This window comes from Thiothrix fructosivorans, assembly GCF_017349355.1.
Classification (GTDB): Bacteria; Pseudomonadota; Gammaproteobacteria; order Thiotrichales; family Thiotrichaceae; genus Thiothrix; species Thiothrix fructosivorans.
In genome coordinates this window covers 1249262-1273807 of the sequence record NZ_JAFMPM010000006.1, presented here as the reverse complement: position 1 = coordinate 1273807, position 24546 = coordinate 1249262, and the positions used below count along the sequence as shown (strand labels likewise).

Annotated in this window: 16 protein-coding genes and 4 tRNA genes; all 20 read right to left on the bottom strand. The window is 51.0% G+C overall.

Annotated elements, in window-relative coordinates; translation table 11 throughout:
* Positions 1-11 precede the first annotated feature (11 nt).
* The 20 genes from fusA to tsaA all read right to left on the bottom strand — a co-directional run bounded on the left by fusA (position 12) and on the right by tsaA (position 24539).
* Complete coding sequence (fusA, locus tag J1836_RS09555; RefSeq protein WP_207250886.1) at positions 12-2117, bottom strand: elongation factor G; 2106 nt, start codon at positions 2115-2117, stop codon at positions 12-14.
* A gap of 18 nt (positions 2118-2135) precedes the next feature.
* Entirely contained in the window at positions 2136-2606 is a 471-nt protein-coding gene (gene rpsG, locus J1836_RS09550; RefSeq protein ID WP_093064453.1) for a 30S ribosomal protein S7, read from the bottom strand.
* Positions 2607-2625: 19 nt separating this feature from the next.
* Positions 2626-3000: a 30S ribosomal protein S12 gene (rpsL, locus tag J1836_RS09545; RefSeq protein ID WP_028489190.1), complete on the bottom strand. Its 375-nt coding sequence runs from the start codon at positions 2998-3000 to the stop codon at positions 2626-2628.
* Between the two features lie 174 nt (positions 3001-3174).
* Entirely contained in the window at positions 3175-7362 is a 4188-nt protein-coding gene (gene rpoC / locus J1836_RS09540; protein ID WP_207250885.1) for a DNA-directed RNA polymerase subunit beta', read from the bottom strand.
* Between the two features lie 17 nt (positions 7363-7379).
* Positions 7380-11465: a DNA-directed RNA polymerase subunit beta gene (gene rpoB / locus J1836_RS09535; RefSeq protein ID WP_207250884.1), complete on the bottom strand. Its 4086-nt coding sequence runs from the start codon at positions 11463-11465 to the stop codon at positions 7380-7382.
* Between the two features lie 157 nt (positions 11466-11622).
* On the bottom strand, positions 11623-11994 hold the full coding sequence (gene rplL / locus J1836_RS09530; RefSeq protein WP_207250883.1) for a 50S ribosomal protein L7/L12: 372 nt from the start codon (positions 11992-11994) through the stop codon (positions 11623-11625).
* A gap of 28 nt (positions 11995-12022) precedes the next feature.
* Entirely contained in the window at positions 12023-12541 is a 519-nt protein-coding gene (gene rplJ / locus J1836_RS09525; protein ID WP_202718504.1) for a 50S ribosomal protein L10, read from the bottom strand.
* A 266-nt stretch (positions 12542-12807) separates the two neighbouring features.
* Positions 12808-13503: a 50S ribosomal protein L1 gene (gene rplA, locus J1836_RS09520; RefSeq protein ID WP_207250882.1), complete on the bottom strand. Its 696-nt coding sequence runs from the start codon at positions 13501-13503 to the stop codon at positions 12808-12810.
* 1 nt (position 13504) lies between these two features.
* Positions 13505-13936: a 50S ribosomal protein L11 gene (gene rplK / locus J1836_RS09515; RefSeq protein WP_093064440.1), complete on the bottom strand. Its 432-nt coding sequence runs from the start codon at positions 13934-13936 to the stop codon at positions 13505-13507.
* Positions 13937-13990: 54 nt separating this feature from the next.
* Entirely contained in the window at positions 13991-14524 is a 534-nt protein-coding gene (gene nusG, locus J1836_RS09510; protein ID WP_207250881.1) for a transcription termination/antitermination protein NusG, read from the bottom strand.
* Positions 14524-14919 carry a preprotein translocase subunit SecE gene (gene secE / locus J1836_RS09505; protein ID WP_207250880.1) on the bottom strand — a complete coding sequence of 132 codons (396 nt, stop codon included), beginning with the start codon at positions 14917-14919 and terminating at the stop codon, positions 14524-14526. The genes nusG and secE overlap by 1 nt, the downstream gene beginning before the upstream one ends.
* 101 nt (positions 14920-15020) lie before the next feature.
* A tRNA-Trp gene (locus J1836_RS09500) sits at positions 15021-15096 on the bottom strand.
* Positions 15097-15155: 59 nt separating this feature from the next.
* Positions 15156-16346 (bottom strand): elongation factor Tu, encoded by a 1191-nt coding sequence (gene tuf, locus J1836_RS09495; protein ID WP_207250879.1) that lies wholly within the window; start codon positions 16344-16346, stop codon positions 15156-15158.
* A 33-nt stretch (positions 16347-16379) separates the two neighbouring features.
* Positions 16380-16455: transfer RNA gene (locus tag J1836_RS09490), tRNA-Thr, on the bottom strand.
* A gap of 29 nt (positions 16456-16484) precedes the next feature.
* A tRNA-Gly gene (locus J1836_RS09485) sits at positions 16485-16558 on the bottom strand.
* A gap of 67 nt (positions 16559-16625) precedes the next feature.
* A tRNA-Tyr gene (locus J1836_RS09480) sits at positions 16626-16710 on the bottom strand.
* Between the two features lie 195 nt (positions 16711-16905).
* Positions 16906-20508: a translocation/assembly module TamB domain-containing protein gene (locus J1836_RS09475; RefSeq protein WP_207250878.1), complete on the bottom strand. Its 3603-nt coding sequence runs from the start codon at positions 20506-20508 to the stop codon at positions 16906-16908.
* On the bottom strand, positions 20505-22277 hold the full coding sequence (locus tag J1836_RS09470) for an autotransporter assembly complex protein TamA (protein WP_207250877.1): 1773 nt from the start codon (positions 22275-22277) through the stop codon (positions 20505-20507). The genes J1836_RS09475 and J1836_RS09470 overlap by 4 nt, the downstream gene beginning before the upstream one ends.
* Positions 22278-22315: 38 nt before the next feature.
* Complete coding sequence (dacB, locus tag J1836_RS09465; protein ID WP_207250876.1) at positions 22316-23788, bottom strand: D-alanyl-D-alanine carboxypeptidase/D-alanyl-D-alanine endopeptidase; 1473 nt, start codon at positions 23786-23788, stop codon at positions 22316-22318.
* Positions 23789-23807: 19 nt separating this feature from the next.
* Entirely contained in the window at positions 23808-24539 is a 732-nt protein-coding gene (tsaA, locus tag J1836_RS09460; RefSeq protein WP_207250875.1) for a tRNA (N6-threonylcarbamoyladenosine(37)-N6)-methyltransferase TrmO, read from the bottom strand.
* Positions 24540-24546 lie beyond the last annotated feature (7 nt).

The window sequence follows — 24546 nt, the reverse complement described above, 5'->3', positions numbered from 1 at the left end:
CAAGTGTATCGTTACTCACCTTTCACTTTTCTTATCACCGCTTGCGTCACAGTAGCAGGTGCGTCTGCATAGCGCACAAACTCCATGCTGTAAGCAGCACGACCTTGGGTAGCAGAACGTAGGTCAGTTGCATAACCAAACATTTCACCCAACGGCACTTCTGCTCGCACCACCAAACTGCCGCTTTCTTCATCCATACCTTGAATGACACCACGGCGGCGGTTCAGATCACCGATAACATCGCCCATATACTCATCAGGCGTAGTCACTTCAACCTTCATCACTGGCTCTAGGAGAGCCGGAGCAGCATCCATAACCCCCTGCCGGAGTGCTATAGAGCCTGCAATCTTAAATGCCATTTCACTGGAATCGACATCATGATAAGACCCATCAAATAGGGTGACTTTCATATCGACTAGTGGGAAACCGACCAATACGCCATTACCCATTTGCTCTTGCACGCCCTTGTCGACGGCTGGCACGAATTCTTTCGGCACAACACCACCCACCAAGGCATTTTCAAATTTGTAGCCTTCTGCTTCGCCTAGTGGCTCAAGACGCAGCCAAACGTGACCATACTGCCCGCGCCCACCGGACTGACGCACAAACTTACCCTCAACCTCAACCATCTTACGGATGGTTTCACGGTAAGCTACTTGGGGCGCACCCACATTACAGTTGACTTTGAACTCACGCAGCATTCGATCCACGATGATTTCTAAGTGCAATTCGCCCATACCAGCGATAATGGTTTGCCCAGTCTCTTCGTCAGTGCGCACACGGAACGAAGGATCTTCCTGCGCGAGCTTACTCAGCGCAATACCCATACGTTCTTGGTCAGCCTTAGACTTTGGCTCAACGGCTACCGCGATCACTGGCTCAGGAAAATCCATCTTTTCCAAGGTAATGACACGACTCATGTCACACAACGTATCGCCCGTTGTCACGTCCTTCAGACCGACAGCAGCCGCAATATCACCCGCACGTACTTCATCAATGTCTTCACGCGCATTCGAGTGCATTTGCACCAAACGTCCAATACGCTCACGTTTACCTTTAACAGGATTGTAGACAGCACTTTGTGATGTCAACACACCAGAGTATACCCGGAAGAACGTCAATGTGCCCACAAATGGGTCAGTCGCAATCTTGAAAGCTAATGCAGCAAACGGCTCGTCATCACTCGCATGACGCTCCGCCTCAGTTTCCGCCTTATCATCCAGATGACCCTTAATCGCAGGCACATCCAGCGGTGAGGGCAGTAACTCAACAATCTTATCGAGTGCCGCTTGCACGCCCTTATTCTTGAATGCCGAGCCACAGGTCATCGGGATAATTTCAAGATTAATGGTACGCTTACGCAAACCAGCAATAATCTCTTCTGTGGACAAATCCCCTTCTTCAAGGTATTTATCCATCAAAATATCATCGGCTTCGGCAGCAGCCTCAACCATTTTTTCGCGCCACTCCTGACAAGCAGCCACCATATCAGCCGGAATATCAACAGCTTCATAGGTAACACCTTTATCAGCCTCATTCCACATGATTGCTTTCATGCGAATCAGATCAACGACACCAGCAAAATCCTCTTCTGCCCCAATGGGCAGTTGTAACGGTACAGGATTAGCGTTCAGCTTAGCCTTCAACTGCTCATAGACGCGCAGGAAGTTTGCACCAGAACGATCCATCTTGTTGACGAAAGCCATGCGCGGCACATGATACTTATTCGCCTGCCGCCACACCGTTTCCGACTGCGGCTGCACACCACCGACGGCACACAGCACAAACATTGCACCATCCAACACCCGCAATGAACGCTCTACTTCAATGGTGAAGTCGACGTGTCCTGGCGTGTCGATAATATTAATACGATGCAGTGGAAACTGCTTATCCATTCCCGACCAAAAACAGGTAGTAGCAGCGGAGGTAATAGTAATACCACGCTCACGCTCCTGCTCCATCCAGTCCATGGTCGCAGCGCCATCATGCACCTCCCCAATTTTATGAGACACACCCGTATAAAACAGAATGCGCTCAGTGGCAGTGGTTTTACCCGCATCAATGTGTGCCATGATGCCGATATTACGGTACTGCTCAATAGGGGTGCTACGTGCCACTGATGGTCACTCTTGCCATTACCAACGGAAGTGTGCGAAAGCTTTATTGGCTTCTGCCATGCGATGCACGTCTTCACGCTTCTTCACAGCAGTACCACGCTTTTCAGAAGCATCCATCAATTCACCTGCCAGCTTACGCGCCATGGATTTTTCACCACGTTTGCGAGCCGCATCAATCAACCAACGCATAGCCAGCGCATTTTGACGTGAAGGACGTACTTCTACCGGCACTTGGTAAGTTGCACCACCGACACGGCGGGATTTAACTTCTACTGCAGGACGGACGTTATCCAGCGCGTATTCCAGCACTTCAATACCATCGCCGCCTTTCTTGCCAGCAATTTCAGTCAACGCACCGTAAATGATTTTTTCAGCGGCAGACTTTTTACCATCTTGCATGATGGCATTCATGAATTTAGTCAGCAATTGGCTTCCGAATTTAGGATCGGGCAGCACGATGCGTTTGGGGACTTCTCTTCTTCTAGGCATGATTCATATCACCTGTGAATTACTTCTTAGGACGCTTCGTGCCGTACTTGGAACGAGCCTGCTTACGGTTTTTGACACCCTGTGTATCCAGACTACCACGAACTGTATGGTAACGGACACCCGGAAGGTCTTTTACACGACCGCCGCGAATCAGTACAACCGAGTGTTCCTGGAGATTATGGCCTTCACCACCAATATAACTGGTGACTTCAAAACCATTGGTCAGACGCACACGAGCAACCTTACGCATAGCGGAGTTCGGCTTCTTAGGCGTGGTTGTATAAACACGGGTGCAAACACCACGGCGCTGCGGACAAGCCTCTAGCGCTGGCACCTTGCTTTTCTCTACTTTGCTTTGGCGCGGCTTACGCACCAATTGGTTTACTGTTGCCATATCCTGAAATTGTCTCCTGGAATCACGAGGAACCTGCCTGGCTTGCCTTGTCCCCATAAAAGCAACAGACCGAAAATCGGTCTGTTTAAGGACGCCAGATTTTAGGGATCAGGGAGCTTCCTGTCAAGGAAGTTTTCCCGATCAGTCAGTTAAATCGAAAACTTGATTGAATGATCAATCAGAATCCATGTCTAGCGGCTCACCAAAACTGATGGTTTCAATCGGGGCTGGACGCTCATAAGCAAACTCATTACGCTGGCTACGACGATCATCGTGGTAAGCCAGACCCGTACCTGCCGGAATCAGACGTCCCACAATAACGTTTTCTTTCAAACCACGCAGCTCATCACGCGCACCACGTACCGCAGCCTCCGTCAGAACGCGTGTAGTCTCTTGGAAGGACGCCGCTGATACAAAGGAGTCCGTCACCAAGGATGCTTTAGTGATGCCCATCAGCAAGCGCTCATACACAATTCTGAGCTTGCCTTCGGCTTCCAATTCCTTGTTCGTGTTCACCACGCGCCAGTAATCGGCTTGTTCACCACGCAAGAACTTGCTATCACCCGGATCAATCACCTCGACCTTACGCATCATCTGACGCACAATGACTTCGATGTGCTTGTCGTTGATCTTTACGCCTTGCAGACGGTAAACGTCTTGGATTTCCTTGGCTTGATATTCTGCCAGTGCAGTCGCACCCAACAAGCGCAGGATGTCATGCGGATTCGGCTCACCGTCGGCGATAACTTCACCACGGTTGAGTTTCTCACCCTCAAACACATCCAGATTACGCCATTTAGGGATCAGCTCCTCGTAATGCTCACCGTCTTCGCCAGTGATAATCACGCGTTGCTTACCCTTGGTTTCTTTACCAAAAGAAATCGTACCGGTTTTTTCGGCAAGAATCGCGCCGTCTTTCGGCTTACGCGCCTCAAACAAGTCCGCAACCCGTGGTAAACCACCCGTGATGTCACGCGTTTTGGAGGATGCTTGCGGCAGACGTGCCACAACCTCACCCACCTGTACCGTTGCACCATTCGTAGAGCTGACGATTGCACCGGCAGGCAAAGGATATTGCACCGGAATGCGCGTACCTTCAAAGAACACACTGTCGCCACGTTCGTCCAACAAACGCACGGTTGGACGCAATTCGCGACCTGCCGCTGGACGGTTTTTAGGATCCATGACTTCGATGGAAGACAAACCGGTCATCTCGTCCACTTTAGTCTGTACGGTCACGTTATCAATGAAGTCACTGAAATTGACCTGACCCGCCACCTCGGAAATAATCGGATGGGTATGCGGATCCCACGTTGCCACTTCCTGACCCGGCAACACTTCACCGTATTGTTCAACGGAGAGGATTGCACCGTAAGTCAGTTTGTAACGTTCTTTATCACGCCCGCTGGTATCGACTACGCCGAGTTCACCGGAACGTGACACTACCACTAACTTGCCATCTTTATTACGTACAGTTTTCACGTTCAACAAGTGAACCTGACCACCGGATTTAACCGCAATGCTATTTTCTGCTGCCGACCGGCTCGCCGCACCCCCGATGTGGAAGGTACGCATGGTCAACTGAGTACCCGGTTCGCCGATGGACTGTGCGGCAATAACCCCGACAGCCTCACCCTTGCCCACCAAGTGCCCACGTGCCAAGTCACGTCCGTAGCAATGTTTGCACACACCGTACCGGGTTTCGCAAGTGATCGCAGAACGTACCACGATTTCATCAACCGCCAGCGCGTCAATCTGCTTGACCCATGCTTCATCCAAGAACGTACCGGCTGGAATCAACACCTCGTCGCCACGGGTAACGTCTTGCGCCACCACACGACCCAATACGCGTTCGGCTAAGGCTTCTACCACGTCACCACCTTCGATGATCGGGCGCATTTTAATGCCTTTGACCGTACCGCAGTCATCAATCGTGACTACCATATCTTGTGCCACGTCAACCAAACGACGTGTCAGGTAACCGGAGTTTGCGGTCTTCAGTGCGGTATCCGCCAAACCTTTCCGCGCACCGTGCGTCGAGATAAAGTATTGCAGGACGTTCAACCCTTCACGGAAGTTCGAGGTAATCGGTGTTTCGATGATCGAACCATCCGGTTTTGCCATCAAACCCCGCATCCCCGCCAACTGACGAATCTGTGCCGCAGAACCCCGCGCCCCAGAATCCGCCATCATATAGATGGAGTTAAAGGATTCTTGGTAAACCAAATTCCCTTCCGCATCAATAACTTCTTGTTTACCAATTTTTTCCATCATCGCTTTCGCGACTTTTTCATTGGTACTTGCCCAAATGTCAACGACCTTGTTGTAGCGTTCGCCTTGGGTCACTAAACCGCTGGAAAACTGCTTTTGAATTTCCAAAACAGCTTCTTCGGCTTCTGCCAACAAACCGGCTTTCTTTTCCGGGATCATCATGTCATCCGCGCAGAACGATACGCCAGCACGGGTTGCATAACGATAACCGGTATACATCAATTGGTCAGCAAACACGACCGCAGCTTTCAAACCGACACGGCGGTACGCTTCGTTGATCAGCTTGGAAATCGCTTTTTTCTTCAGAACGGTATTAAACAGTTCAAACGGCAGACCTTCCGGCATGATCGTAGTCAACAAGGCACGACCAACCGTGGTATCCAACACGCGGGTACGCTTGATGAATTCACCGTCTTCGTCTTTGATGCTATCAGTAATCCGTACTTTGACTTTGGCGTGCAAGGACGCATTGCCCGTGTCATAAGCGCGTTGCACTTCCTGCGGGTCAGCGAAGATCATACCCTCGCCTTTCGCATTGATCGCATCACGGGTCATGTAATACAGACCCAAAACGATGTCTTGCGACGGCACAATGATCGGTTCGCCGTTCGCCGGTGACAAGACGTTGTTAGTCGCCATCATCAGAGTACGCGCTTCCAACTGCGCTTCCAGTGACAACGGTACGTGTACCGCCATCTGGTCACCGTCGAAGTCCGCGTTGAGCGCTGAACAAACCAGTGGATGCAACTGAATCGCTTTACCTTCGATCAAGGTCGGCTCGAACGCCTGAATCCCCAAACGGTGCAAGGTGGGTGCGCGGTTGAGCATGACCGGATGTTCACGGATAACTTCCGCGAGGATGTCCCACACTTCAGCCGTTTCGCGTTCAACCAATTTCTTCGCCGCTTTAATGGTGGTTGCCAAACCACGGCGTTGCAACTTGCCAAAAATAAACGGTTTGAACAGTTCCAATGCCATTTTCTTCGGCAGACCGCACTGATGCAAACGCAATGCAGGGCCGACCACGATAACCGAACGACCAGAGTAGTCGACCCGTTTACCCAATAAGTTCTGACGGAAACGCCCTTGCTTACCCTTGATCATGTCGGACAAGGATTTCAGCGGACGCTTGTTAGAACCCGTAATCGCACGACCGCGACGCCCGTTATCCAGCAGCGCATCCACAGACTCTTGCAACATACGCTTTTCGTTGCGCACGATAATATCTGGCGCATTCAGCTCTAACAAACGCTTCAAACGGTTGTTACGGTTAATGACGCGACGATAGAGGTCATTCAGGTCGGACGTGGCGAAACGACCACCATCCAATGGCACTAATGGACGCAAATCGGGTGGCAATACAGGTAGCACCGTCATGATCATCCACTCAGGCTTGTTGCCGGAATTGATGAAGGATTCCATCAGTTTCAGACGTTTGCCTAAACGCTTCAGTTTGGTTTCAGAACCTGTCTCAGCGATTTCTTCACGCATCCGCGCAACTTCTTCTTTGAGATCAGTGGTTTTCAGCAGTTCTAACACCGCTTCCGCACCCATACTGGCTTCAAATTCATCACCGAATTCTTCTACCGCTTCCAAGTACGCTTCATCGCCCAGCAATTGACCACGCTCCAGCGTTGTCATGCCCGGCTCAGTCACTACGAAGGTCTCGAAATACAGGATGCGCTCAATATCACGCAATGTCATATCCAGCAACAAACCGATACGGGATGGCAGCGATTTCAAAAACCAGATGTGCGCAACTGGGCTTGCCAAATCAATATGACCCATGCGGTCACGGCGTACTTTAGTCTGGGTAACTTCTACACCACACTTTTCGCACACCACGCCACGGTGTTTCAAACGCTTGTATTTACCACACAAGCATTCGTAGTCTTTCACCGGGCCAAAAATTTTGGCGCAGAACAAACCGTCACGTTCCGGCTTGAAAGTACGGTAATTGATGGTTTCGGGCTTTTTGACTTCGCCAAAAGACCACGAACGGATAATCTCAGGGGAAGCCAAACCGACCTTGATCGCATCAAAGTCTTGGGTTTCCTGCTCTTTCTTGTGGAAATTCAATAAATCTTTCATCGCCAATCAATCCTGTATTAATCCCGTTCCAGTTCGATATTCAGACCAAGTGAGCGGATTTCCTTCATCAAGACGTTGAAGGACTCAGGCATACTCGCTTCCATATAGTGGTCGCCGTCCACGATGTTTTTATACATCTTGTTACGCCCATTAACGTCATCCGACTTAACCGTGAGCATTTCCTGCAAGGTATAGGCTGCACCGTAAGCTTCCAGTGCCCAAACCTCCATCTCCCCGAAACGCTGACCACCGAATTGCGCTTTACCACCCAACGGTTGCTGGGTAACAAGGCTGTAGGGACCTGTAGAACGTGCGTGCATCTTGTCATCGACCAAGTGGTTCAGTTTGAGCATGTGCATGTAACCCACGGTTACTTTACGCTCAAATAGATCGCCGGTACGACCGTCACACAATTGGGTTTGACCGCTTTCAGGCAAGTCCGCCAAGCGCAACATCGCTTTGATTTCAGCTTCATCAGCACCGTCAAAGACCTGTGTCGCCATGGGCACACCCTTACGCAGGTTGTTCGCCAAGGTGACGACCTCAGCATCACTCAATTCGGCAATGACTTCATCTTGGTTCGGATTACCGCCCGTGGCGTAGATTTCGCTGATGAATTGACGCAATTCATCAATCTTCGCCTTGGTGTCGATCATGCGAGCAATTTTTTCGCCCAAGCCTTTTGCCGCCCAACCTAAGTGCGTTTCCAGAACCTGACCAACGTTCATCCGGGATGGAACGCCCAACGGGTTCAATACGATGTCAACGGTCTGACCATTGGCGAGGTATGGCATGTCTTCAACCGGCACAATGCGTGAAACCACACCCTTGTTACCGTGACGACCCGCCATTTTATCACCCGGCTGCATCCGGCGTTTCACCGCAATGTACACCTTGACCATTTTCAACACACCCGGCGCGAGGTCATCGCCCGCCATGAGTTTGTCACGTTGCTTGTGCAGACGCGTTTCGTAGTGCTTTTTCTTCTCGTCGATCTGGTGAGACAGCGATTCGAGTTGGAGATTCACTTCCTCGTCCTGCATACGGATGGCGAACCAATCCTTCTTCTCCAGATTATCCAGATAAGATTCCGTGACGACTGTGCCAGATGTCAAACGGCTAGGGCCACCCAACGCTTCTTTACCAATCACCAGTTTCGCAAAACGGTCGAAAATGTCCGCTTCGTAAATACGCAGTTCGTCACGTAAGTCTTTACGAACTTTCTTCAGGTCTTCTTCCTGAATCGCCAAGGCACGTGCATCACGTTCTACGCCGTCACGGGTGAACACGCGCACGTCGATCACCGTACCCGCCATACCCGTTGGTACGCGCAAGGAGGTATCTTTTACGTCAGACGCTTTTTCACCGAAGATCGCACGCAACAACTTTTCTTCTGGGGTTAACTGGCTTTCGCCTTTTGGCGTGACCTTACCGACCAGAATATCACCCGGTTTGACTTCCGCACCAACGTGGATAATGCCGCATTCGTCCAACTTCGCCAGTAAGCTTTCGCTCACGTTCGGAATATCCGCCGTGATCTCTTCTGGCCCAAGCTTAGTATCACGTGCCAAGCAAGACATTTCTTCGATATGGATAGACGTGTAACGGTCTTCATCAACCACGCGCTCAGACAACAAAATCGAGTCTTCGTAGTTGTAACCATTCCACGGCATGAAGGCGATGAACATGTTCTGCCCTAACGCCAATTCACCCAAGTCCGTGGAAGAACCATCCGCCAACACGTCACCACGCGCGACCATATCACCGACTTTTACGATCGGACGTTGGTTAATGCAGGTGTTTTGATTGGAACGGGTGTACTTGATCAAGCTATAAATATCGACACCGCCGCGTGCTTCATCGGCTTCATCGTCATTCACGCGCACAACAACACGACCGGCATCCACGGAGTCAATCAAACCACCGCGACGGGCGGTAACGGCTGAACCGGAATCTTGCGCTACTGCACGTTCCATCCCCGTACCGGACAAAGGTTTATCAGCACGCAAGCAGGGTACTGCCTGACGTTGCATGTTAGATCCCATCAAGGCGCGGTTCGCGTCATCGTGTTCCAAAAACGGAATCAACGAGGCTGCCACCGATACAATCTGCTTGGGCGATACGTCCATGTATTGAACTTCAATCGCTTGCTTCAAGGTAAATTCATTACGATGACGGCAAGAAACGAACTCATCGGACAAACGACCTTCTTCATCCAGTTCCGCACTCGCCTGTGCAATCACGTAGTTGGATTCTTCAATCGCTGACAAATAGTCGATTTGCATAGTCGGCTTGCTGTCGATAACCTTGCGATACGGTGTTTCTAAGAAACCATAATCGTTGGTACGCGCATACACCGCCAAGGAGTTGATCAAACCGATGTTTGGGCCTTCCGGTGTTTCGATTGGGCATACACGACCGTAATGGGTTGGATGTACGTCGCGCACCTCAAAGCCTGCACGTTCACGAGTCAAACCGCCCGGCCCTAACGCCGAAATACGGCGCTTGTGGGTCACTTCCGAGAGTGGATTGTTTTGATCCATGAACTGGGACAATTGGCTAGAGCCGAAAAACTCTTTAATCGCTGCTGATACTGGCTTAGAATTCACCAGTTCTTGCGGCATCAAGCCCTCACTTTCCGCCATCGTCAAGCGTTCTTTGACTGCACGTTCGACACGCACCAAGCCGACACGGAAGGCATTTTCTGCCATCTCTCCGACGCTACGCACGCGGCGATTGCCGAGGTGATCAATGTCATCCACGTCATCACGACCGTCACGGATGTCGATCAGCTTTTTCAACACGTCCAGAATATCGTTCTGATCCAATACACCAGAACCTGTCGCCTCTTCACGACCCAAACGACGGTTGAATTTCATCCGACCCACGCCGGACAAGTCATAACGGTCATCCACGAAAAACAGATTGTTGAACAGATTTTCTGCGGCTTCTTTCGTCGGGGGTTCACCGGGACGCATCATGCGATAAATTTCGATCTGTGCTTCCAGTTGGCTGGTGCTTGGATCAATTTTCAGCGTATTCGAGACGAATGGGCCACGATCTAATTCGTTGGTATAAAGAATATTGAATGCTTTAACATCATTGTCACGCAACTTTTCCAGCAATGCAGCGGTAACTTCATCATTCGCAGAAGCCAGTAGTTCGCCCGTAGAGGAATCAATGATGTTTTGCGCCAGAATCTTGCCATTCATGTATTCGCTGGGGACGACCAGCTTGTTCATCCCAGACTTTTCTAATTGGCGAATGTGCTTAGCCGTCACGCGGCGACCTGTTTCGACTAAAATCTGCCCGTCCAGCATAATGTCAAACGAAGCCAAATCGCCCCGCAAGCGCTCTGGAATCAACTCCATTTCCACACTGCTATCGCTCAAATGCACAGCCGTTTTATCGAAGAATACATCCAAGATGCCTTCGTTCTGCATTCCCAATGCACGCAACAAAATAGTCGCAGGCAATTTGCGACGACGGTCAATACGCACAAAAATGGAATCTTTAGGGTCAAACTCGAAGTCCAACCACGAACCACGGTAAGGAATAACGCGTGCACTGTGCAGCAACTTACCAGCGGAATTGGATTTGCCCTTATCATGTTCAAAGAACACGCCGGGTGAACGGTGTAACTGAGAAACGATCACACGCTCAGTACCGTTAATAATAAATGTGCCTTTATCCGTCATCAGCGGCAATTCGCCGAGATAAACGTCCTGCTCTTTAATGGCCTTAACCACTTTGGCATCCGCAGGGGCGTCTTTGTCATAAATGACCAAACGCAATTTTACACGCAGAGATGTAGCAAACGTTAAACCACGCAACTGGCATTCCTGCACATCAAACACAGGCTCAGCCAAACGATAATCTGCATATTCCAGCGCAACATAGTTGTTGTAGCTGATAATCGGGAACACCGAGGAAAAAGCCGCGTGCAAACCCACTTCTCGGCGCTCTGCGACGGGTTTTTCCAATTGCAGGAAATGTCGATAGGAGTCTAACTGAATGGTAAGCAGGTTAGGCACTTCCAGTATCTGTGGCCGTTTCCCAAAGTCTTTGCGGATCCGTTTCTTTTCGGTATAACTCAGTCCCATCGTCTTTCCTCTCTGGAATCAGAACCCCGGCTCACAACAACACTGCCGGATTTTTTCACTCGCTCTAATAAGCGAGAAAAGGCCGACAGTACTTATGTACTGCCAGCCTGCAAGGTATGTAAGAACTAGTTGCCGTGCAACACGCTCGCCCTCAATCTTACTTGAGTTCGACAGTAGCGCCTGCGGCTTCTAGCTCTGCTTTCAACTTAGCTGCGTCATCCTTGCTTGCTGCTTCCTTCACAACAGAAGGAACGCCTTCAACCATGTCTTTCGCTTCTTTCAAGCCCAGACCGGTTGCGCCACGGACAACTTTGATAACGTTGATTTTGTTAGCACCAAAGCTAGTCATTACAACGTTGAATTCAGTTTGTTCTTCAACGACCGCAGCCGCTTCAGCAACAGGCCCCGCAGCAACAGAAACTGCCGCAGTTACGCCAAACTTTTCTTCGATCGCTGAAATCAGATCAACGATTTCAGTTACAGTCATGTTGGCAAAGGTTTCCAACATATCGTCTTTAGTACAAGCCATTTTCTTTCTCCAAAACCTAAATCAGTAATCAATCTAAGCTAATGCCAGCGGCTTCAGCTTTTTGGTCACGCAATGCAGCAAGAGTGCGAGCGAATTTATCCAACGGTGCACGCAGGACAGCAGCCAAGGTGGCCAGTGCCTGATCGCGGGTTGGCAATTTCGCCAGACGATCCAATTCAGAAGCTGGGAGCATAGCGCCGTCGATAGCGACGAACTTTACTTCCATCTTGTCATGGGCTTTGTCTTTCTTGAAGTCTTTAATCAGACGTGCCGCTGAGCCTGGGTCTTCCTGAGAAAACGCCAATACCAACGGGCCAACCAAACCGTCTTGGATACACTCGAAAGCAGTACCTTTAACAGCGATTCGCGCCAGATTATTCTTCACAACACGCAGGTACACCCCATTCTTACGTGCGTTTTGACGCAACGTAGTGAGTTGAGCTACGGTCAATCCACGGTACTCAGCAGCTACCGCAGAATAAGCACTTGCAGCAACTGCGGCCACTTCAGAGACAATCTCTTTTTTCTCTTGCAGTGTTAATGCCACGTTATCTACTCCTGGTTTGGCGGATAATCCACCATTTATCGATCACGTACCGGTTGTCCGGTTTGCGAAGGAAACAGCGTCCCAAACCATCTTACTGACTCGGGGAACGCCATCTGCGCAGGTTCTCTACATTATTAAATGTAGAACCATTAAGCCTCTTAAAGAAGCACCTACGGTCTCTGACGACATACATCCTGTATATCTTTTTGCCTTGAGGCTGTTTCCATCCTTGGAAACGGAGAATAGGGCGTTATCGCCCCAATCCATTAGTAAGACAGTGATGCGTTATCGACTGTCAAACCAGTACCCATCGTGGTGGATACAGAAACTTTCTTCAGGTAGATACCTTTGGAAGTGGATGGCTTCATTTTTACCAAATCCGCTACCAGCGCATTGATGTTGCCAACCAACTTATCGGTATCAAAATCCACATTACCAACGGAACAATGGATGATACCACCCTTGTCTGTACGGTAACGGACTTGACCAGCCTTAGCATTGCGGACAGCGCCAGCAACGTCAGGAGTCACAGTGCCAACTTTCGGGTTAGGCATCAAACCACGCGGACCGAGAATTTGACCCAACTGACCCACGACACGCATCGCGTCTGGGCTGGCAATAACCACGTCAAAATCCATCTTGCCTGCTTTAATTTCAGCGGCCAAGTCATCAAAACCAACGATGTCTGCACCAGCAGCAGTCGCTGCTTCAGCATTTGCACCTTGCGCAAAAACTGCAACGCGGACTGTTTTACCGTTACCGTTTGGTAATACGGTAGAACCACGCACTACTTGGTCAGATTTACGTGGGTCAACACCGAGGTTGAAACTCACGTCAACGCTTTCCAGAAACTTTGCACGCGGCAGAGATTTCAGGGTATCCAGTGCATCAGCAATACCGTAAGACTTGGTGCGATCGATTTTCTCAGCAATCGCTTTTTGGCGTTTAGTCAGCTTTGCCATCTTACAAACCCTCCACTTCAAGACCCATACTACGAGCAGTTCCTGCGATGGTGCGGATCGCCGCTTCCATGCTAGCTGCTGTCAAATCTGGTGTTTTTGCTTTAGCAATTTCTTCCAGTTGCGCAACGGTGACTTTACCCACTTTGTTGCTATTCGGCTTAGCACTACCAGACTTGATGCCGACTGCTTTTTTCAGCAGAACGGAAGCCGGTGTGGTTTTCATCACAAACGTAAAGCTTTTGTCGCTATACGCAGTAATGACGACAGGCGTAGGCAGACCGACTTCAAGGTTCTGTGTCGCCGCATTGAATGCTTTGCAGAATTCCATGATGTTCAGACCACGTTGACCCAGCGCAGGACCGATTGGTGGGCTTGGGTTTGCTTTACCAGCCGGAACTTGCAGCTTGATAAAGGCGATGACTTTCTTTGCCATGATACTTTCCTATAAATGGGTAATAGCGCCTGACGGCTCCCCGTGACTATCTGATCAGGCTTTTTCGACCTGATAGAACTCCAACTCAACGGGCGTTGAGCGACCAAAAATTTGCACGGCAACCAACAGGCGGCTTTTTTCGTAATTGACTTCTTCGACCACGCCGTTGAAATCCTTAAATGGCCCATCAGTAACACGCACGACTTCACCCGCATCGAAGAGGACTTTAGGGCGTGGCTTTTCAGCCCCTTCTTCCACTCGACGCATGATGTTATCGACTTCTTTTTGCGTAATCGGGGCTGGCTTATCGGCCTTACCACCAATGAAACCCAGCACTTTAGGTGTTTCTTTTACCATGTGCCACGTTTCATCATTCATTTCCATTTCTACCAAGACATAGCCAGGAAAGAATTTACGCTCGCTTTTACGCTTCTGACCATCACGCATTTCCACGACTTCTTCTGTAGGAACGAGCACACGACCAAAAGCGTCTTGTAATTCAAAACGCACAAGGCGCTCTTCAAGCGAGCGCTTTACTTGATTTTCAAAACCAGAATAGGCTTGCACAACATACCAGCGCATTGCCATTAGACACCTCCCCCACCAAGCAGACTTCTGACTCCCCAACCAAGCAGGGAATCAACACCCCAGAGGAAGATGGAAAGGATTATGACGATGACCATCACCATTAAAGTGGTTTGCAGCGTTTCAGCACGGGTAGGCCATACCATTTTGCGAACTTCGAGGCGCGAGTCGTGCATGAAACTCAACAAACGCTTACCAGAAAGACTCGACAACGCAACAGCAACACCTGCACCGACAGCAGCTAATAAACCTAAGACACGGAATAGAACAGAAACAGGTTGACCCTGCCAGCTTTCGAAATAGTAGAAGCCAACAATCCCCGCAAGCAGCAAGGCAATGGCAATAACGAGCTTTACTGTATCAAGCGACGAGCCCTGTTCTTCGGTATGTACTGACATTTATTTTTACCAAACCTGATAGTCGAATGACTTTGGATAACACACTGCGAACAGTTTAACGATAACGCTTACAATTTATTGTCCAAAGCCATCTATAAAGATGGCAGGCCAAGAGGGAATCGAACCCCCAACCTGCGGTTTTGGAGACCGCCGCTCTGCCAATTGAGCTATTGGCCTGTAAAGGCAAGAAAGAGCAGAGAGGATACTCTCTACTCTTTCAAAACACAAGGTATTATTTACGCAAGGATCTTAGCAACAACGCCAGCACCAACGGTACGACCACCTTCGCGGATAGCGAAACGCAGACCGTCTTCCATCGCGATTGGGTTAATCAGGGTAACAACCAATTTAACGTTGTCACCTGGCATAACCATTTCAACGCCTTCTGGCAGTTCGCAAGCACCGGTTACGTCCGTAGTACGGAAATAGAACTGTGGGCGATAGCCTTTAAAGAATGGCGTATGGCGACCACCTTCATCTTTAGACAGAACATAAACTTCTGCTTCAAACTGAGTGTGTGGCTTGATTGAACCTGGCTTGCACAGAACTTGGCCGCGCTCAACTTCTTCACGCTTAGTACCACGCAGCAACAAACCAACGTTGTCACCCGCCATACCTTGATCCAGCAACTTACGGAACATTTCAACGCCCGTAACGGTAGTGGATTTCGTATCACGAATACCAACGATTTCGATGGTTTCACCCACTTTAACCACACCACGTTCGATACGACCAGTTACTACAGTACCACGACCGGAGATAGAGAATACGTCTTCAACTGGCATCAAGAACGTGCCATCAATTGCACGCACTGGATCTGGAATGAAAGTATCGATAGCTTCGATCAAACGTGCGATAGATGGAACACCGATATCAGACTCATCGCCTTCCAGTGCCATACGCGCAGAACCTTTGACGATAGGTGTATCATCACCTGGGAAGTCGTAGCTAGACAGCAGCTCACGCAACTCCATTTCAACCAGCTCTAACAACTCTTCGTCGTCAACCAAGTCGCACTTGTTCATGTAAACAACAACGTATGGAACGCCAACTTGGCGGGACAGCAGAATGTGCTCACGTGTTTGTGGCATTGGGCCGTCAGCAGCAGAACACACCAGAATTGCGCCGTCCATCTGAGCAGCACCAGTGATCATATTCTTAACATAGTCAGCATGACCTGGGCAGTCTACATGCGCGTAGTGACGTGTTTCAGATTCGTATTCAACGTGTGCTGTGGAGATAGTGATACCACGTGCTTTTTCTTCAGGAGCTGCATCGATCTGATCGTAAGCTTTTGACTCACCGCCAAATTTCTTGGCCTGTACAACTGTCAATGCTGCTGTCAGTGTGGTTTTGCCGTGGTCAACGTGGCCGATTGTGCCAACGTTTACGTGCGTTTTATTACGCTCAAATTTACTTTTTGCCATGATCGATAACTTCCCGTTAAATTCCTGAATAATTGGTGCTCTCAGGCAGAGTCGAACTGCCGACCTCATCCTTACCAAGGATGCGCTCTACCACCTGAGCTATGAGAGCAAAACCATTTTAACGACTCAGCCAGAAATTGGAGCGGGTGATGGGAATCGAACCCACGCAATCAGCTTGGAAGGCTGAAGTTCTACCATTGAACTACACCCGCCTGAAGTCGTGTGCCCGCACCGTACCGCATGACGATATAAATCAAGCTGAACGTGCAAACTAAAATATGGTGGAGGGGGAAGGATTCGAACCTTCGAAGGCAGAGCCAACAGATTTACAGTCTGTCCCCTTTGACCGCTCGGGAACCCCTCCGACTGGAAAGGACGGCATTTTGAGTGAATCACTCATCAATGTCAACCTTGGAAAAGCAGAATTTTGTTTTTAATTTTTGATGGCTAGACGGTAAAGCACATCAGTTAAATTTCACAAAAATTAGCGTGTCGCATCATAATCTGCATCTCACCCAAAAATCCAGCTATTTATTCAAGAATGTGCAGATATATTGCCTCAATTACCCAATGGCCCCGCATTCGTGTCAACTTTGTAAATCAAATCGACTCCTTGCTGCACGCCTGCTTGTGCCTCTACTTGCAAATGCTTATTGATTTGATAGGTAATCGCCACCCGTTGCAACGCATCAAACAAGCCTACAATATAGCGCACATACAACCGCGCCCCTAGCCGCTTCCCTAACGCCAGCTCACTCTGATCGAAATCACCGTTTTTGGTTTTCAAGCCCACTTCATCCAAACCCAAACTGCCGCCAAGTTGCTGCGCCAGATTTTCACCACCTGCAATCCCCAACCCCGTAATCGCATCCATCAGCAAGGAAGACTGATCGCCACTTAACCCCGACATCGCCCGCCCCGTCAGCAAATAGCTCAAGGTATCGCTTTGTGTTTGCAACGGCGTCGAAAACAGACTGGATTCCGGCTGTTGCACCGTCCCCACCAAAGAAATACCGACCTTAATGTCGCCATCATCGACCTCACGCACCGCCTTCACATCCAGCCCCGGATTATTCAGTGGTCCATTAAATAGCAATCGCCCACGTTCAATCGCCAGATTCTGCTCATAGGCCTTGTATACGCCATCCACCACGCTCAACACCCCCTCAGCAATAATATCTTGCCGCGTCCGCAATACCCGCAATTTGCCCGTCAAGCGTGCCGCCAATCCAAACCCATTAAACTTAACCTTATCACCCAGCTCAATCACCACATTGGGCTTAATATTTAACGGCGCATCCTTAACCAACACCTCCGTCTGTTGCGCTGTAACAGCAGTGGCATTACGTCCCACAATCACCACATCATCCGACCGGACGCTCGCCGTTTTAGGAATTTCCCGCAAACTAACCGTCGCTTCAGGAATCAGCACACTACCGCTAATCGCCACTTCTTGCGGGCTTATCTGAAGATTCAGATCAGGTGACACCAACGCCTGCACCTCATGCGTATCCATCAACTTCAGATTATTCCCCTGCAAATTCACCTGGGCTTGCCAATGCGGTAAATTGGCTAACGACAATACACCATTCGCGCTCAGCATTCCCGCCCCCGCACGCAATGTGCCATTGATGACCGCACGCTCCGTACCGCTGGCTTTCATACTGAGGTTAATCGCATCCAACGTCACCCCCGCTTCCGGCAAATGCACCGCCCCATTTATCAAACGCACATCGCCCGTCACCTCAGGCTTTTTCAGTAAACCACTGATCACCACATCGCCATTTACCTTGCCCTGCAAATGCTCTAGCTGCGGCGAAAAGCGCTCCAACCAGCCAATATCGGGCATATCTGCCGTCACACGCGCATTGATACGGTGATTGCCATCCGCTGGAGCAAGATTGATACGCCCATCCGCCCGTAACTGCCCGTAATTCACCAAATCCACTTGCGCATCGACATCCATCTGCCGATCATTCAGCCGCATATCCGCCCGCGTATTGCTGTATTGCAAAGTCTCCGTCTTGCCCTTACTGCCGCGCACACTCACCGAACTGTTTGGCAAGCGCAATGCCATCTCCGCCACTGGCTTCCCGCCACGCTGCTCAAAACGGTAATCTGCATCCGCACTGCCCGCCAAACTCACCGTATCCGGCAACCACGGGTGCAACATCACCAGCGGAATCTGTTGCAAATCACCCGTCACACTAAAACCTGCCTGCGGAGTCCACGCCGGTTTACCGCAGGCTCGCGACTCGCGTTTACTCAAACAAATCTTGGAACTGCTAAACGCTCGCGCCGAGGCTTGCAACGTAATCGGCGCGGTCATTGTCCAATCACCCGCTGGCGTATCACGCAAAGTAAAGCGCGGAATCTCCCCCGACCACTGCCCATTTTTCCAAGCACCGTTCGCCGCAAGATCCACCTTACCCGCCTCATGCACCACTTGCGCCGTCATCCGATGATTCAACACCGTGCCCTGCCCCTCGACTTGCGCCGACGCAAGCAACGTATCACCCGTTTTAAAATCCTTGAGCAAACCCTTCAGCTCGTAACGTTCACCCGTCTGTTGCGCCTGTACATCCAACGTTCCAACACGGTAATCCTGAAAGCGCAATTTGCTGCCTTGCAAATCCGCCTGAATCTCCGGCTGATCCAGCTTGCCCTTAAAAATACCTTCGCCCTGCAAACTGCCTTCCAAGCCTTTCCACGCTTTCGCAAGATTTTTCGCATCCACTTTCCAACGCAAATCAAACGGCTCGGTCGCTTGCCCCGACACCTCCAGCCGATTGCCCCCCGATTGAATCACCACCTCTTGCGCCGCCAGCTTTGCCTTACCCCAATCAAGTTTACCCTTCGCATTCAGGTCGTAACCTTCCACCTTGCCCGATAAATCCACCACATCCAATTGCAATTCCGAACCGTCCGGCAAGCCCCGCAATGTGCCATTCCCCTTCGCCGCACCCTTAATCTTGGGGTAAAGCTGGGCAAGCACAGGCGCGTCCAATTGCCATTCCACCGCTAGCTTATCGCCCGCATTGCCCTTCGCTAGCAAGCGGTTATCACCCACCAACGCATCCAGCGCTTTTACAACCAACAACTTACCGTTCCAATCGCCCTGCCCCTTCACATCCACCGGATACTCACGTAACTTGCCCTGCAACTGCGTAATATCCACCGCGATGTTCGTCGTATCCTCCGTCAACGCCCCCTTAGAAGTCAGCGCCACCTCAAGATTAGCAGGCCATTCTTTCGCAAAAGGAGCAGGATTCAACTGCTTCCCGCTCAGCATCGCATCCCAAGCAAACCCCGTCTGCCAATCAATTGTGCCATTCGCCGCAAAGTTTCCCGCCGCCCCTTCCAATTGCAAGTGGCTTACTGCCAAATTCGTAAACGTCCCCTTACCCTGCAATTTGCCCTGATAACGCGGGTAAGTATCGTATTGCCAATCCGCCACCGTATCCAAATCGTAATGCGCCAACTCACCACCAAGCTGGATCGTGCCATTGCCCACGCCCCACGTTTTGCTGTCTGACACCACCTTCAGATGCACCTTCAGCTCATGCGGCTTGCCCAATTCCATACTGCCATCCAGTGCAAGATCAACTTTGCCCTGTGCATCGTAAAGTTGCGCCTTCAAGCTATCTACTTGCAAACGTCCATCGCGGGTATGCCCCACCAACGCCACGTCACGCAACCGCAACGGCTCGCCGCCGTTGTGAATTTCCAACTCACCAATGCTGACATCCCGCGCATCCACATTGAAGGGCAGCACCAGACTCGGTAATACAAACGGCTCGCGTTGCCCCGCTGCTGTAGGCGTTTCCTGAAGTGTCAGCACCAACTTATCCATGTGCAAACGTTCAATACGGAAGGTGGTTGGCGTTCCCAAATCTGCCGAATGCCGTAGCGCAAGATTACTCGCCTCCACCTGCATCGTCGTATCGCCCCAACGCAACTTGGTCGCCGACACCCCGTCGATCAATGCCCCGCCAGCCCCCTCCAATATCAACCCCGTCACCACCCGCGACGCATTGTTCAACAATAACTGCGTCCCCGTTTGTGAGGCAGCTAAAAATACCAGCAATCCCAATACCGACATCAGTAGCAACAGCAACACCGCCAATGGATTCACCAACCAATATTTCGCCCAAGGCTTCATAAATCCGGCCCTAAACTGAAATAGAAATGCACATCTTGGGTATCCTCTTTAGGCACAGCAATATCCGCCCGAATCGGTCCCACCGGCGACTTGTAACGCACCCCAAACCCCGCCCCCACGTTCATGGTCAAATGCGCGGTATTGTCAAACGCATTCCCCGCATCCACAAATGCCGCGCCACTCCATGCGTCTTGCAACGGGTGTTCATATTCCACGCTCGTAGTCAGCAAATGCTTGCCGCCGATCACATCGCCCGCCGCATTGCTTTCCCCCAACGACTCGAAATCATAACCGCGCACCGAACCTTGCCCACCCGCAAAGAAACGCAACGACTTCGGCATTTCATTCAAATCATTGGTCAGCGTTGTCCCCAACGCGCCTTGCGCAATCACTTTGTCACCGCCATCCAAGGTATGCAGGTATTTACCGTTCACCTTGCCCTGCAAGACGCTTTGATCACTTAATACGCCTGCCACCGCGCCTTGCGCCTCAGCCGCTACTTGCCAACCGCGTTGGGGGAACAAGAGCGCGTCCGTTTTGGTTTTTTTCGCACGCACCCCGCCAAGCGTGAGCTGGGAATGGGTTTCGCCCCCACTGCTCACCCGCGTGGTTTCATCGAGGTAATTCACAAAAACGGTTTGTTGCCAATCGCTGTCCGTGCGGCGGTTGTAATCCACGCCTAACTTAATGCCTTGACTTTCAATGTCGTTATTGCTGGTATGTTGCCAACCGCCCGATGCGCTGGCGTATTCGTGTTCCGGCTGCCACAACGGCACTTTGTATGTACCCTCTACGGATTGCTCGTGTTGCGCCAACACCGCTTTGGCATTGAGTTTATGCCCTTTATTATTGACCCAATGCGACTCCATCCCTGTTTCCACGCGGAAGCCCGTATCCGTGCCGTAACCCACTTGCCCCGTATAGGTGTAACGTTTGCGGCGTTGCGCGGTAATCCCCACGGGCACATTACCATTTTCCGCTTGCTGATAAGCGCCGCTTACTTGTACGTCGCTGTAATAGCCACTGCCTTCCAAAATACGCTGCTGTTTCAATAAGTTTTCAGCATTATAGGTATCGCCTTCACGCACCCGCAAATAGCGCTTCAGGTACTTATCCGCCAGCACATCCTGTTCCACCTTGACCTTGCCGACCTGATAACGCTTGCCCGTGTCAAAATGCAAACGCACTTGAGCTTGGCGCGTAGCAGGGTCTACCCGCAGCTCATGCACCCCGTATTCCGCATCAAAAAATCCCAAATTATTGGCAGTACGGTTCAAATTCGCTTTGAAATCTTCGTACTTTTGATGCACCAACACCTCGCCGCGTTGGTAGGGGGGCACAGCGATAATCTCACGGAAGTCAGGCAAATCTTTGCCAGCCCCCGTAATTTGCACCTCAATCTGCGTCACTTTCACAGGTTCACCGGGCTGTACTGCCACATGCAGTGCCAAACAATTGCCCTGTTGCACGGGGGTTACATTGAAACGCGCCGCGTAATAACCCATCGCTTCCGCGCCTTCGTGTAATTTTTCGGTTGCCGACTCAATAAAACGTGCCACCCGATCCGCCGCACTATCGCATTTCAGGTTGCGCAACGACGGCATAAACGCTCGCAAATTATCCGCCAGCGCCGTTTCTGCCCCTTGAATAGTGACCTGCACAGGTGATTCGGCTTTGGCTGCCACCTCTTCTTCGGTTTGCTGGAAAAAAGCCGCAAATCCCTGCGGGCTTACGCTCAGTAAACACAACCCCCAAACGATGCTTTTCACGGCGGCTTCCGCTCCTTACTGTCAGATCAACTTTTTGATTATTGCTCGAACGCCCATTTCAGAATCGCATCCTGTAAGCGGCGTCCACTTCCTTGGGCTTCCCGACCATTATGCTGCAATACGATGACTAGACGCTTACCGCTACGAGTCAACATATACCCTGCAATCGCCGTGGCATCACTGAGCGTGCCGGTTTTCATGTGGCTACGTCCGCGCAAATCATCGTCTTTAAAGCGGGCAGCCAACGTGCCATCTTCACCCAGCAACGGCAAGGATGCCACGAACTCCGGCATATACGGGTCGCGCCATGCCGTTTCAAGCAACTGCCCTAACTGCCGAGCGCTCAAACGTTCCACACGCGACAAGCCAGAACCGTTTTCCACCACTAGGTCGGTGTAATCAATCCCCGCTTTTTGCAGCAGATTCGCAGTAGCCATACGACTCTTATCCAATGTAGCAGGTACGCCAAGGGTTTGCGCACCCACGGTGAGAAACATATTCCGCGCCATCACGTTATTGCTCCACTTATTCACAAAGCGGATTTGCTCACCCAACGTGCGTGACTCGTGCGTATGCAGCAATACATCCGTCGTTTGCACCTGACCGACTTGCAGTTTACCGTTAAACACGCCGCCCTGTGATTTCCAAACGTCACGGAAGGCATTAAAAACGTGCTCTTCTGGTGTAGACATCACGCGCATGACGAAGTTTTTACCGCAATCCGCCGAATACGCGCCAGAGACTTTGAGCGCGGCTTCTTCTGGCTGAAACGTCGGGTGGTAATGCCATTTACTGCAACCGCCTTTGGCGAGCGTCATGCTGTTCTCCAATTGCAAACCGGGAATCAGCGGAAACGGCGTAATCCCCACCTTGCCATTCACTGGGTCGGCTTCCAGCAGAAAACGGTTCGCCTGAAAGTTAAACATCAACGCCGACGGACGGGCGTTATACACCAGCGTCGGCTCACCATCGAACGCGGCGGGGTCATAATCAGGCACACTGAAATAGCTATTATCGACGACCAAATTACCGCGTATGTCTTTCACGCCCTTGAGTTGCAAGTCATGCAGCAATTGCCAGAACGCTTCATCGGTGAGATAGGGATCGCCGTGACCTTTCAGAATCAAGTCGCCATTGAGAACCCCATCCTTGAGTTCACCGCGTGTCCACGCCTCGGTTTTCCACGTAAAACTAGGGCTGAGCAGCTTGAGTGCCGTCCACGTCGTCAGCAATTTCATCACGGATGCGGGGTTGCGCGGCACTTTATCGTTGTGTACCACCATCGGCACATCCGCACTCAAATCACGGATGTACACACTCAAATTCTGCGCTGGAATCTTGGCTTGCTGCATCAGCGCGGTAATCTCTTCCGGCAAATCGAGGGTGTGCTGATGGCGAATCAGGGTCAGTTCCGCCGGTTGGGGCGCGGCAGGCACAGGGCGAAGCGCTTCCGCACTGACGCTAGCAACGCTGGCACATAGCCCCGCTGTGATAACAAATTTCTTCAACATAATGGATTCGTTGTGGTTTTTAGAGGGATTGATCAAAGTCGGCTAATTCTAGCACTTCAATGCCAGACGCGGGGTAATGCCAACGCAAATCGAAATCGTACAGACGCATCGCGTACACCCGCCCCGCTTGCTGTCCGTGTTGGTAGGAGGGGCGCGGATCTTGGCTCAGAATCTGTTCGATCAGTAAACGAACATCCGTCTGATACTGCGCTTGTTTTTGGGCGCATTGCAGGCTGGCTTTGGCGGAAAAGACCACGGTTTGTTGCGGGCTGGGCGCATCGGGGGCAAAGCCCGCGCTGGCATGAGTAAGCGCATCGGCATACGGCAGGTACGGTTTAATATCCAAAATCGGCGTGCCATCCAGCAAATCAGCACCCGCGAGTTCGAGGGTGATGTGATTGCCTTGGATGGTAATGTCGCACAATTCGGCAACGGAAAGCCCGATGGGATTGGGGCGGAAAGTGGAACGGGTGGCAAATACGCCCAGCCGTGCATTGCCGCCGAGGCGTGGTGGGCGCACGGTGGGTTTCCAGCCTTGCGCTTGCGTGCCGTGGAATACGAAGATTAGCCAGACGTGGGAAAAGCCTTCGAGTCCGCGCACAATTTCGGGTTGGTTGTACGGTGGCAAGAGCGTGAGCGTGGCACGAGCGGCTGTGACCAAACCGGGTTGGCGGGGGATGCCGAATTTTTCTTTGTAGGGGGAAGAGATTGTGCCGATGGGGTTGAACAGGATTTTATCTTGGAAACTCATAATGTCA